Below are 12588 nucleotides of genomic sequence, written 5' to 3'. Positions count from 1 at the left end.
ACGAGCGCTGCCGAGCCATGGAGTAAATTACGCGCCGTCACACCCTCCGAGAAGCACTCGGTAGAGCTCGCCGGAGGGGACTTCGAGCCTTAACGGGGGGTCCACGCCGCGCCAGCACCCTGTCACGCTGAGGCCGATACCCCGCGCCCTCGCGCGGGAGCACCTCCCCGGGAGTACACAGTGGCCCTGACGGCGATCCGCGGCACGTTCCTCGACTTCATCGACGACCCGTGGAAGCACGTGGGCGACGAGGAAGCGGCGACCAGGTTCCACGCCGACGGGCTGCTCGTGCTCGAGGACGGCATCATCGTCGACTTCGGCCCGTACGCCGAGCTGGCGAGCAAGCACTCCGGCGTGCCGGTCACCGAGATCCCCGACCGGATCATCGTGCCCGGCTTCATCGACGGCCACATCCACCTGCCGCAGACGCGGGTGCTCGGGGCGTACGGCGAGCAGCTTCTGCCGTGGCTGCAGAAGTGGGTGTTCCCGGAGGAGCACAAGTACGCCGACCGCGACTACGCGCTCGAGGGCACGACGCACTTCTTCGACAATCTGCTCGCCTCCGGAACCACCACCGCTCAGACCTTCACCACGGGCAGCCTCACCTGCAACGAGGTCTTCTTCGAGGAGGCGGCCAAGCGCAACATGCGCATGATCGGCGGTCTCACCGGCATCGACCGCCACGTGCCCGACTACTTCGCGAACACTCCCGAGCAGTTCTACGCCGACAGCACGGCGCTCATCGAGAAGCATCACAGGGTCGGCCGCAGCCTCTACGCCGTCACGCCCCGCTTCGGCTTCGGCGCCTCGGAGGAGCTGCTCGACGCGTGCCGGCGGCTCAAGGAGGAGCACCCCGACGTCTGGATCAACACCCACATCTCCGAGAACCCGGCCGAGATCCACGGCGTGCTCGCGCTGCACGAGGACTGCCACGACTACCTCGCCGTCTACGAGAAGTACGACCTCGTCGGCCCGAAGTTCACCGGCGGCCACGGAGTCTGGCTCTCGAACGACGAGTTCCGGCGCTTCTCGCAGTCGGGCGCGTCCGTCGCGTTCTGCCCGTCGTCGAACCTCTACCTCGGCTCCGGCCTGTTCCGCCTGGGCCGGGCGACCGACCCCGAGCACCGCGTACTGCTCAGCCTCGGAACCGACATGGGCGGCGGCAACCGCTTCAGCCTCCTCAACTCGCTCGAGGACGCCTACAAGGTGGGCATGCTCAACAACACGATCCTCGACGGCAGCATCGTGCCCAGCGAGATGGATCTCGCCGAGTCCGAGCGCAACAAGCTCTCGCCCTACCGCGCCTTCTACTCCGTGACGAAGGGCGGGGCGGAGGCGCTCTACATCGATGATCTCGTCGGCAGCTTCGACATCGGCAAGGAGGCGGACTTCGTCGCGCTGGACTGGACGGCCGGGCCTCCCGCCTCCGCCTGGCACCAGAGCCTCGCGCACGACGGCGGCGAGCTGACGCAGGACGCGGTCCGCGAGCTGCTGTTCGGGATCATGATGGTCGGCGACGAGCGCGCCGTCGACCAGACCTGGGTGATGGGCGAGCTCGCCTACCAGAAGGCCTGACGGTGACGGACGCCATCACCTCGGCTCCCGTCTCGCTGGTCGCGCACCGCCGCCTCGCCGAGGCCGACTACGCCCGGTACGAGGCGTGGCAGGAGTCGGTCGGCGAGCGGCTCGAGGGCCGGCCCGGCTTCCTCGGCCGCGAGGTCCTCCGCCCCGATCCTCCGCACCAGGTCGACTGGATCGTCGTCGAGCGCTTCCGCGACCGCGACGCGGCGCGCAGCTGGCTCCAGAGCCCGGAGCGCGCGGCCCTCCTCGAGGAGATGGACGGGGTGCTCGTCGGCAACGACTCGGTACACCTGTTCACCGAGGAGACGAGGCACTCCTCCGAGGCGGCATCGGTGCTGATCACCAGCCGGGTGGCACCGGAGGACGAGGCCGCGTTCCTGGCGTGGCAGCGCCGCATCTCGGCGGCGGAGTCGCACTTCGAGGGCTTCGTCGGGCACCGGGTCGAGCGTCCGATACCGGGTGTGCAGGACGACTGGGTCGTCGTGCTGAGCTTCGACACCGAGGCCGACCTGAACCGCTGGATCGAGTCGCCGGAGCGCACGGCGCTGCTCGCCGACGGGGCGGCCTACAACCAGCAGCTCTCGCTGACCCGGGCGAGCTACGGCTTCGGCTTCTGGGCCGGCCGCGACAAGCCGGTGCCGGATCCGGTGTTCAAGAGCAATCTGCTGGTGCTGCTGATGCTCTACCCGATCGTGTTCCTCTGGGGCTACTTCATCGCCGACCCTCTGTTCGCCGCGCACGGCGTGCCGTTCTGGCTGTCGCTGTTCATCGGCAACGTCGTGTCGACGCAGCTCCTCGGCTGGATCTTCGTGCCGTGGGCGTTCCGGCGCTTCAGCTGGTGGACCGCGCGGGGCCGCCCTGCACGCGTGTACGTCGCGGGCTACGCGATCATCGCCGGCTGCTACCTGCTGTCGATGGCGCTGTACGCCTGGCTGCTCGCGCTGCGGGGCTGAGCGGGGACGCCCGGACGGTGCGTCAGCGCGACTCCGTGCGCAGTGCCTCGCCGTCACGGGACGGTCGCGTGGTGATCCCCTTGATCCAGCGGGTGAGGCGGCCCCGCCGGACCTCGAGCACGAGGACGACGACGAGGATCAGGCCCTGGACGATCTGGTAGATGTACGGGCTGATCTGCAGGCCGTTGAAGCCGCTCGAGATGCACTGCAGGACCAGGGCGCCGATGCCGACCCCGACGATGGGCGCGCGGCCGCCGGTGGGGTTGGTCCCACCGAGCACGGCGATCGTGATCGCGAGCAGGAGGTAGGAGGATCCGTAGTCGGCGGTGGCGCTGGCCGAGCGCGCCGACATCATCACGCCGGCGATGGCGGCGACGGCGCCGCTCGTCGCGTAGGTGCTGAGCAGCACACGGCTGCGTCGGATGCCGGTGTAGTCGGCCGCCTCGGGGCTCGCTCCGACGAGGATGATCCGCAGGCCGAGACCCGTGCGGTTCATCACCGCCCACAGCAGGGCGACGGCGAGCACGAAGAGCCAGAAGGTGACCGGGACGATGGCGATCGTCGCGATGCCGAGATCGAGGATCGTGTCGGGGAGGCCGTAGACCGGCTCTCCGCGGGTCAGCACGAGTGCGGCCCCCGTGAAGACCGTCATGGTCGCGAGCGTCGCCAGGATCGGCGCGATCCGGAGGCGGGAGACGAGCAGGCCGTTGACGAGACCGCAGACCAGTCCGACGACGACGGCCACGGCGATGCCGGCGACAGCGGCCGTCGGATCGGGAGCTCCGCTCTGCAGGAGCGCGATCGACGTCGTCGCCATCGCGAGAGCCGCGAGGTTGGCGGTGGCGACGATCGACAGGTCGATCCCTCCGCTGGACATCGTGATCGCGACAGCGAGGGCCAGCAGCCCGACCTCGGGGACGGCGTACCCGATCGACTGCAGGTTCAGTGCCGTGGGGAAGATCGACGGGTTCAGGAGGCTGAACACGATGATGACGACGACGAGCAGGATGCCGAGGTTCCCGGTGTGCCCGGCGGAGTCGACCGCGCGGCGGAAGCCTGGTCCGGACAGGCGGCCGGCGGGCCGCTCGACGGTTCGTTCGGTGGTCATGCGACCGCTCCTTCGAGAACGCGGGAGCGCGCCTGCCGCAGTCGGCGGGTCTGCGCTTGGATGGCGACGCCGGCGAGGATCACGAGGCCGACGACGAGGGTGTGCCAGAAGCCCGGGATGCCGAGGCGCACGAGCGAGTTCTGGATGAGGGCGAGCAGGATCACGCCGAGTGCGACGCCCTGCACCGATCCGCGACCGCCGGTGTCGGCGGCTCCGCCGATCACCACCGCGGCGATGACGTTGAGCTCGGTGCCGACCAGTTCGAAGGGCGACGCGTGGCCCACGAGCGAGACGTGCACCATCCCCGCGAATCCGGACAGCGCGCCCGCGACGATGTAGATGATCGTCTGCACGCGACCCACGCGGATCCCCGCGCGACGGGCCGACTCGGGAGCTCCGCCGATCGCGTAGACCGAGCGCCCGAACATGGTCTTCCGCAGCACCAGCGCGAGGCCGACGGCGAGCAGCGCCACGGGGACGATGAGCACGCTGACCGCGGACCCGTCGACGGTCGCGAGCCGTGCGTTCCCGACCGCGGCGAGGGAGCCGGGCAGGGTCGACAGGTAGGTGGCCCCGACGAAGGCGAGCAGGGCGCCGCGCACGATGCCCTGCGTGCCGAGCGTCGCGATGAGGGTCTGCAGATGGAAGCCCGCGACGAGGACGGCGTTGAGGATCCCGACGACCGCGCCCACGGCGGTGGCGCCGGCGAACGCGAGGAGCGCGTTGTCGATCCCGCTCGACTGCATCACGACGACGGTCAGGTAGGCGGCGAAGATCGCGATCGCGGTGAAGGACACGTCGATGCCGCCCGAGACGATCACGAGCAGCAGCCCCAGCGCGAGCGCCATGTTGACGACGGCCCCGCGGAGGATGTCGGCGGCCATGCCGACGCTGAGCGTGCCCGGGCTGATGACGGCGATCACCAGCACGACGAGCACGATGATGCCGAGCAGGATGCCCTCGTTGTTGCGGCCGCGCAGGCGGGCCAGGGCGCTGGGCGCGTGGAAGGTCGTGGCGCTCACGCGATGCTCCGTTCTCGCACGGCCTCGACCGTGACGGTGTCCGAGGTGATCTCGTCGACGAGTCGGCCGCGCCGCACCACGAGGACGCGGTGGCACACGCTCACCAGCTCGGGGATGTCGTCCGAGATGAGGAGGACGGTCATCCCCGCCGCTGCGCGATCGCGCAGGATCTGGAGGATGGCCGACTTCGAGCCGATGTCGACGCCGACGGTGGGGCCGTTGAGGACGAGCACCTTGGGGTCGGTGGCGAGCCACTTCGCCAGGACGACGCGCTGCTGGTTGCCGCCGGAGAGGGTCGAGACGGGATCCGACGGCTGGCCGATCTTGAGCTCGAGGTCGGCCACGAGGCCGTCGACGCGGCGGGCGACCGTCTTCGGGCGGAGCCAGCCGAGGCGGCTGGTCACCCGTGAGATCGACGAGGCGATCATGTTGCGGCTGATCGGCTGCTCGAGGAACACGCCCTGCGTGAGGCGGTCGGCCGGGACGTAGGCGATACCGGCGTCCATCGCGCTGGCGACCGAGCCGCTGCGGACCCGGCGCCCGTCGACCTCGACCGATCCGCGGGTGAAGGGGATGATGCCGAAGACGGCATCGGCCACCTCGCTGCGGCCGGAACCCATGATGCCCGTCAGGCCCACGATCTCGCCGGGCGAGACGTCGAAGGAGACGTCCTCGAAGAGGCCGGGCGCGCTGAGGTTCTGCACGCGGAGTGCCGGACGGACGTCCGCGGGCAGATCGGCGACGATGCGCTCCTCGAGCTCCTGCCGGCCGATGAGCGCCTCGACGAGCGAGTCGCGGTCGAAGTCCGTCGCGTCGCCGGCGGCGACCATCCGCCCGTTGCGGAGGACGGTGATCCGGTCCGAGAGGGCGAAGACCTCCTCGGTCTTGTGACTGACGAAGACGATCGACACCCCGTCGCTCTTGAGGGTCCGCACGACCCCGAACAGCGTCTCGACCTCGTTCCAGGTGAGCGCCGTCGTCGGCTCGTCCATGAAGAGGACCTTCACGTCGTTGGCCAGCGCGCGGCAGATCGCGACGAGCTGGCGCTGGGCGACAGGGAGCTCCTCGAGGAGCGCATCGGGGTCGATCTGCAGTCCGAGACGCGCGGTGACGCGCTCGGTCAGCGCTCGGGCGGCGGAGGCGGAGACGATCTTCCGCCCGCCTGCGACGCGTGTGGTCATCGCCATGTTCTCGGCCACCGTGAGGTTGGGGAAGAGCGAGAGGTCCTGGTAGATGACCTGGATGCCGCGGGAGATGGCGTCGATCACGCTGAGACGACCGACCTCCTCGCCGCCGATCTCGATCACGCCCGCGTCGGCGGTCTCCACTCCGCTCAAGATCTTGATGAGCGTCGACTTGCCGGAGCCGTTGGCCCCGGCGAGGCAGTGCACCTCGCCCGCGCGGATCTCGAGGTCGACTCCGGACAGGGCGTGCACACCGCCGTAGGACTTCTTCACGGCGCTGGCTCTCAGCACCACAGGTGTGTTCGGCATCGTGCATGCCCCTCCTGGTGCGGCCGTCGTCGCGAACGGGACGGCCGCACCTGCTGTGTTCTCGGTGAGGTGGATGGATCAGAACGGGTAGTCGGCCGCGTTCTCCGCGGTCACGTCGACCCAGGCCGTCCCGTAGAACGTCGTGTCCGAGGTGTCGCTCTGGACGAGGGAGTCGTAGCCCTCGATCTCGAGGTCGTCACCCGCGGCGACGGTCTCGCCGTCGACGAGGCGCTGGGCGATGGTCAGCATCGCCTTGCCCGCCAGCGCCGGATCCCAGAACGTGATCGTGTCGATGGCGCCCGTGGTGAGCTGGTCTCCGGCGATCGAGGGCAGCGAGGTGCCGATCACGCAGACCTGGTCCTCCTTACCGGCCTCGGCGATCGCGCGTCCCGCGCCGACCACGTCGGTCGACGCCGAGCCGAGGATCCCGCGCAGGTCGGGGTAGGTGGCGAGGAGCTCCTTGGTGCGCTGGTAGGCCGTGTCCGCGCTCTCGTCCGTCGACAGCGGGTCGCCGATCGGAGTGACACCGGGATACTCGGCGGCGGCGCGTTCGGCCGCTGCCGTCACCCAGGTGTTGTGGCTCGTGACGGTCAGGCCGCCGACGAAGTGGGCGTAGGAGCCGCCCTCGTCGCCCATGCACGAGGCGAGCAGGTCCATCTGGTGCGCGCCGTACTCCTCGTCCTTGAACGCCTCGATGTCGAGGTCGGTGTTCTCGATGCCCGCGGCCTCGTGGGTGACGACGACGATGCCGGCGTCCTGCGCACGCTTGAGAACGGCCTCGATGCTCTCCGGGGCGTTCGGGACGACCGTGATGGCGGCCGGGCGCTGCGGGATCACGTCGCTGATGACGGCGATCTGCTTCTCGGGAGTGGAGTCGTCGCCCGCGGTCTGGGTGACCGTGAAGCCGGAGTCCTCCGCCCACTCCTGGTTGCCCGTCTCCATGCGGTTGAACCAGTCGCCGCCCGCCAGCTTGACGATGTTGACGAACGACGTCGAGGCGCTGCCGCTCGCATCGGCGCCGACGCCCGACCCGCAGCCCGCCAGAACGGCGGCGGCGGTGACGGCGAGGGCGGTCACGGGAAGGACCTTCTTGAGTCTGATCACGGGAGATCTCCTTACAACGTTGTGGGATCGGGGTGGTGGGTGATGCGGAAATGCTCGCGAGCCGTCTCGGCCCGGAGGTTCATTCGAGGTTGGTGTGGCGTGCGCGCATGTCGCCGATGCTCTCGGCGACACCGGCGCGCACGCGGTTGGTGATGAGGTCGACGAGGATGAGCTGCGCGATCTCGAACGCGCTGCCCATGGGGAGCACCGAGACGGAGCCGGAGTCGGACGCCATGGTCTGCGCGTCGATGACGACGACGTCGTCGAACAGGCCCTCCGGCACGAGTTCCGGCTCCGCCGTGAGGCACATCGTCCGCGCACCCGCCTCGTGAGCTATCCGCGCGAGCGTCTCGATCGTCGGCAGGCGTCCGGGGCCGAGGGACAGGATGGCCAGGTCGCCCTCGCCGACAGCGGGACAGGTCATGTCGCCGACGACGTGAGCGCTGACTCCGGCGTGGAACAGCCGCATGACCAGGGCCCGCATCATCAGGCCCTCGCGGCCCGCGCCTGCGCCGATGATCGTCCGGGCCTCCAGGATGCGGCCGGCGATCCGGTCGAGATCATCGTCGCTCACACTGTGGACGGCGACGTCGAGCTCTCGCAGCGCGATCGTCGCCTCCCGCGGTGCGGGCCGATGCTCACCGGCCGGGAGCGGGGCAGTGCTGGCGTTCATGGACGTCCTCCTTGACAAGAAATCACGCTATCACCATATATCGGCAAAAGGTTCGACTGGTGGGTAACCCGTTCGTGGGCGACAATGGGGACGTCCGGTCGGACGGGCTACGGGAGCACGAGGAGAGGCACGCGGTGGGGGAGCGATCGAGGACTCCCGCGGTGACGAACGCTGTCGCGGTGCTGTCGCTCCTCGGGGAGTGGCGGAAGCCGGCGACCGTGACCGCCATCGCCCGAGAACTCGACCTCCCGCGGACGAGCGTCGACCGCATCTGCGAGACGCTGAGCGCCGAACGCCTCCTGTCCCGCGGAGTCGACGGCACCTTCTGGCTGGGCCCCCAGGTCGCGGTCTTCGGAGCGGTCTCCCGCGGAGCCCGACCGCGCTCACTGCGGCTGGGCGTGCTGGTGCCGGACCTCGGCAACGCGTACTACGGCACCTTCATCACCGCGGTGGAAGCCGATGCACGGGCTGCCGGTGACGAGGTCACGGTGCACGATGCCCGGGACGACATCGAACGGCAGCGTCGGCAGTGGCAGGAGCTGCTCGATGACGATGTCGACGTGATCCTGGTCGACTCGGTCGCCACGCACGGCTTCGACGACCTCGTGCGAGCGTCGAGCGAGCAGGGAGTGCCCGTCATCGCCATCGGCACCCGGATCGCGGGCGTCGACGTCTCCGTGACCAGCGACAACACGCAGGCAGGCCTCCTCGCCGGGTTGGAGCTCGCGCAGCACCTCCCGCCGGGGTCGCGGCTCGCGATCGTCGACGGCCTGCAGAAGAACGCGAACGCCGAGCGGATCGCGGGGTTCCTCGACGCCCTGAGCGACTACCCCGAACACCATGTCGTCGCCCGCTACCGAGGCCGAGTGGAGGACGAGGAGTCCGGCCGCGACGCGGTCGAGCGCCTCCTGGCCGAGCACGGCCCCCTCGACGGGGTCTTCGCCGTCTGCGACCCTCTGGCGCTCGGCGTCGCCGACCATGTCAGAAGACTTCCGCACCGGACGGCCATCGCCTCCGTCGACGGACGGTCCCGAGCGGTCGAGCAGATCCTCGCCGGCGGCGCGCTTCTCGCGACCGTCGCGCAGGACCCGGCGAAGCTCGGTACGACCGCTCTGGCGTCCGCGCGCGACGTCTGCGAGGGATTCTGGCCGCACCAGCGGGTCATCTCCCTCCCCGTGCACCTGGTCACCCGGGCCGATGCAGAGAGGTACGAGGCCTGGGGATGACCGATCCGACTCTCGTCCCGGCCATCCGGCGCGCTGTGGCCATCGTCGACTTCGTCGCCTTCGTCGGCGTCGCCACCCCTGCCGCGATATCGGCACATCTCGGGCTCGCCAAGAGCTCCATCGCCGACATCGTCGGCACGATGCTCGACACCGGACTCCTGCAGAAGGTGGGCGAGGGCCTCATCGCCGGGCCGGCCTTCTCGCGACTCAGCGCCGGATTCGTCGGTGGGTCCGCTCCGATCGAGAACCTCCGACGACTGTGGCAGCGCCATCCTGTGCTGCACGAGCACACGATCAGCCTCCAGACCCTCATCGGAACCCGCAACCTCTGCGTCGATGTCAACCTCGGGATCCATCTGCTCCCGTACAACCCCCGGCCGGGGATGCGCACCACCGTCTGGAACGGCTCGGGTGGAGACCCCATCCTCCACAGCCTCAGCGCCGACGAGATCATCAGCGGGGTGGAGCGGTTCCACGCGTACACCTCACTGGCGCCGCAGGCCCGAGCCGATCTCGGCGACTGGGTGCAGGAGCACGCACGAGGAGCGCAGACGGAGCTGCTGCTGTCGCAGACGGGGAACCTCGAGATCAATGTCGCGCTGGCGGGCAGTGGAGCACCACCGCCGTCGGTCCTGACACTTCATCTGCCACGGGAGATGCATGCCGACTTCCCGTCCCTCCGGACCGCCCTGGCACAACTCGCGGGCAGGCTCGCGGAGGCGGCCCGGAACTCCTCCCCGGTAGCGAGGACCGGTCGGCTGGAGGATCCGCATCATCCTGGAGTTCCCGGCAGCGAGTAGCTCCGCCTCGATACGGACCGCGGCCTCCGAGGGACGAGCGAAGCGTCGGAAGACGTCGTCGACCCGGTGCTCGGCGATGCGATCGACGCCGCCGGCAGGAGCCGGACGGTCATCGGTGTGCGGAGACTCCTCCTCGTGGAGCCGCCTCAGCCCGACGACTCCCGCGGCACCAGCCGCACGGGCATCGAGCGGACGCCCGCCGTCGCGCGCCCGTGGATGGCGTGCGACAGCTCCTCCGCGGCGGCGCGGCCCAGCGTCTCGAGCTGCATGTCGATGCTGGTCAGCGGCGGGCGGGCGGCCTCGACGAGCAGGTCCCAGTTGTCGAAGCCGACGACCGCGACGTCGCGGGGGACCGACCGGCCGGTCTCGCGGAGGTGGTCGAGGGCGCCGCGCGCGATCTGGTCGCTCGCGCAGATCAGGGCATCGAGATCCGGATGCGCGTCGAGCAGCGTCTCGGCGCACTGGCGCCCCCAGCTCTCCGACCACTGGCCGTAGAGCACGTCGCCGCCGACGAGCGGCAGGCCCGCCTCGGTCAGCGCCTGCTCCACTCCGCGGGCGCGGTCGTGCGCGGCGGAGTAGCTGGGCTCGCCGTTGATCAGCGCGATGCGCCTCCGCCCCCGCTCGATCAGATGGCGGGCGGCCAGCACCCCGGCGAGCGTGTTGTCGGGGGTGAACGACGAGTCGCGGTCGTCCTCCGACGGCGCGTAGGCGTAGACGACCGGCACGGGGATCGTGGCGGTGATCGAGGGCCGCGGGTTGGTGGTGCGGCCGAGCACGACGATCCCGTCGACGCGCTTGGCCAGCAGGTTCTTGATGTGGTGCTGCTCGCGGATGGAGTCGCCGCGGGCGTCGCAGAGGAACACCGAGGTGGATCCGGCGCCGAACGCGTCCTCGGCGCCGAGCAGGACCGGCAGCACGAAGCGGTTGTCGAGATCGTTGGTGAGCATCCCGATCGTGCCGGTGCGGCGCGAGTTGAGGGCCTGGGCGAACGGGTTGGGCGTGAACGACAGCGCCGCAGCGGCATCGAGCACCCGCTGGCGCGTCTCGGCGCGCACCTGGTCGCGGCCGTTGAGGGCCTTGGAGGCGGTCGCGATCGAGACCCCCGCCTCGCGGGCGACGTCGGTCAGCGTGATCGTGCCCGTCGGCTTGCGTGCGGCGATGACGTCCTCCGGTCCGACGGCACCCTTCGCGCGTCAGTGCTGATCCTGGCACAGGAGTGGAGAGAACCGAAAGTCAACCGAAAATCTGGCTTCTCTTGACGCGAGATCCGCACCATGTCTACTTTGAACCCGCAGAAAGTAGTTTCGGTCCGGTGGACAACCCGGGCTCGGCACCATCACCCGTCAACGACGAAGGGAACATCCGCGATGAAGAGGAAGCACTCACGGGGCCTCGCCGCCGCCGTCCTGCTGGGCACGGCCGCGGCCGCGCTGACCGGCTGCGCGAGCGGTTCCGGAGGCGACTCCACCGACTCCGCCGGCGGCACCTACACGTTCTGGGATCCGTATCCCCAGTTCGACGAGACCTCCGACTGGTCGAAGCTCATCGACTCGTGCGGCACCGAGGCCGGCGTCACCATCGAGCGCACCGGCTACGACACCACCGACCTCACCAACAAGGCGCTGCTCGCCGGGCAGCAGGGCAACTCGCCCGATCTCCTGCTGGTCGACAACCCCGTGGTCTCGACGCTCGCCGAGTCGGGCATCCTGACCACCACCGCCGACAACGGCCTCGACACCGGCGACATCGACGCGAACATCCTCGCGGCGGGCGAGATCGGCGGCGACACCTACGGAGTCCCGATCGGCGCGAACACCCTCGCGCTCTACTACAACAAGACCGTCCTCGCGAAGGCCGGCGTCGACGTCTCGTCGATCACCGACTGGGCGAGCCTCACCGACGCGCTCGCGAAGGTCACCGCCTCCGGAGGCAAGGGGATCACGTTCTCGGGCATCGGGACGGAGGAGGGGAGCTTCCAGTTCCTCCCGTGGTTCTGGGGTTCGGGCGCCGACCTCACCGAGCTCGACTCGGCCGACGCCGTCGACGCGGTCTCGCTGTGGGCCGACTGGCTGAAGCAGGGCTACGCGCCCAACTCCGTCATCGGCAACACCCAGACCACGAGCTGGCAGGAGTTCGAGACCGGCGAGTACGCGTTCGGCGAGAACGGCACCTGGCAGCTCGCCAACGCGAAGGCGTCGGGCATCGACTACGGCATCCTCTCCATCCCCGCGAAGGACGGCGGTTCGGCGCCCGCACCGACCGGAGGCGAGTTCCTCACCCTCCCGGTGCAGAAGGACACGGCGCGCTACGAGACCTCGAAGGCGATCGCCGAGTGCCTCACCTCGACCGACAATCTGGTGACCACCGACAACACGCTGTCCTACATCGCTCCGACCGCCGACGCGCAGGAGGCGCAGGTCGCCGAGAACGCCGACCTCGAGCCGTGGGTCACCGCCGTGCAGGCCGCGAAGGGCCGCACCTCGGACGACCTCGGCACGAAGTACCCGAAGATCTCGGAGCAGCTCTGGGGCGCGGTGCAGAACGCGCTCAGCGGCTCGCAGTCGCCCGAGGACGCCCTGAAGGCCGCGCAATCGGCAGCCGCATCCGCCACGAAGTAGTCCCTGCCGC

11 protein-coding genes are annotated in these 12588 nt (G+C 69.8%); 5 read left to right on the top strand and 6 right to left on the bottom strand.

Features of this window, described 5'->3' with window-relative positions; translation table 11 throughout:
- The first annotated feature begins 180 nt into the window (after window positions 1-180).
- Both guaD and ASG06_RS05900 read left to right on the top strand, forming a co-directional pair.
- Window positions 181-1575, top strand: coding sequence for a guanine deaminase (gene guaD, locus ASG06_RS05905; RefSeq protein WP_056039782.1), 1395 nt, complete (start codon window positions 181-183; stop codon window positions 1573-1575).
- A 2-nt stretch (window positions 1576-1577) separates the two neighbouring features.
- Window positions 1578-2534: an antibiotic biosynthesis monooxygenase gene (locus ASG06_RS05900; RefSeq protein WP_197409362.1), complete on the top strand. Its 957-nt coding sequence runs from the start codon at window positions 1578-1580 to the stop codon at window positions 2532-2534.
- A 22-nt stretch (window positions 2535-2556) separates the two neighbouring features.
- Here the strand turns inward: ASG06_RS05900 and ASG06_RS05895 are convergent, their stop codons facing one another.
- The 5 genes from ASG06_RS05895 to ASG06_RS05875 form a co-directional block, all read right to left on the bottom strand.
- A complete protein-coding gene (locus ASG06_RS05895) occupies window positions 2557-3642 on the bottom strand; it encodes an ABC transporter permease (RefSeq protein WP_056039778.1) in 1086 nt (361 codons plus the stop codon).
- Window positions 3639-4664, bottom strand: a complete 1026-nt coding sequence (locus ASG06_RS05890) for an ABC transporter permease (RefSeq protein WP_082498969.1) — start codon at window positions 4662-4664, stop codon at window positions 3639-3641. Before ASG06_RS05890 ends, ASG06_RS05895 begins: the two co-directional genes overlap by 4 nt.
- Complete coding sequence (locus ASG06_RS05885; protein WP_056039776.1) at window positions 4661-6157, bottom strand: sugar ABC transporter ATP-binding protein; 1497 nt, start codon at window positions 6155-6157, stop codon at window positions 4661-4663. Before ASG06_RS05885 ends, ASG06_RS05890 begins: the two co-directional genes overlap by 4 nt.
- 78 nt (window positions 6158-6235) lie before the next feature.
- Window positions 6236-7261 carry a substrate-binding domain-containing protein gene (locus ASG06_RS05880; RefSeq protein WP_056039774.1) on the bottom strand — a complete coding sequence of 342 codons (1026 nt, stop codon included), beginning with the start codon at window positions 7259-7261 and terminating at the stop codon, window positions 6236-6238.
- A gap of 79 nt (window positions 7262-7340) precedes the next feature.
- Window positions 7341-7934 (bottom strand): hypothetical protein, encoded by a 594-nt coding sequence (locus tag ASG06_RS05875; protein ID WP_056039772.1) that lies wholly within the window; start codon window positions 7932-7934, stop codon window positions 7341-7343.
- Window positions 7935-8095: 161 nt separating this feature from the next.
- On the opposite strand from ASG06_RS05875, the gene ASG06_RS05870 reads away from it, so the two are divergent.
- Both ASG06_RS05870 and ASG06_RS05865 read left to right on the top strand, forming a co-directional pair.
- Complete coding sequence (locus tag ASG06_RS05870) at window positions 8096-9160, top strand: substrate-binding domain-containing protein (protein WP_056039770.1); 1065 nt, start codon at window positions 8096-8098, stop codon at window positions 9158-9160.
- Window positions 9157-9960, top strand: coding sequence for a hypothetical protein (locus ASG06_RS05865; protein WP_056039768.1), 804 nt, complete (start codon window positions 9157-9159; stop codon window positions 9958-9960). Before ASG06_RS05870 ends, ASG06_RS05865 begins: the two co-directional genes overlap by 4 nt.
- A gap of 146 nt (window positions 9961-10106) precedes the next feature.
- Here the strand turns inward: ASG06_RS05865 and ASG06_RS05860 are convergent, their stop codons facing one another.
- The gene (locus ASG06_RS05860) at window positions 10107-11087 is read right to left on the bottom strand and encodes a LacI family DNA-binding transcriptional regulator (RefSeq protein WP_327205485.1); all 981 of its coding nucleotides are present in this window, start codon (window positions 11085-11087) and stop codon (window positions 10107-10109) included.
- Window positions 11088-11327: 240 nt separating this feature from the next.
- On the opposite strand from ASG06_RS05860, the gene ASG06_RS05855 reads away from it, so the two are divergent.
- Window positions 11328-12578: a sugar ABC transporter substrate-binding protein gene (locus ASG06_RS05855; protein WP_082498966.1), complete on the top strand. Its 1251-nt coding sequence runs from the start codon at window positions 11328-11330 to the stop codon at window positions 12576-12578.
- Window positions 12579-12588 lie beyond the last annotated feature (10 nt).

The sequence above is a fragment of the Rathayibacter sp. Leaf185 genome (genome assembly GCF_001423885.1).
Classification (GTDB): domain Bacteria; phylum Actinomycetota; class Actinomycetes; order Actinomycetales; family Microbacteriaceae; genus Rathayibacter.
This window is presented reverse-complemented; position numbering and strand designations above follow the sequence as displayed.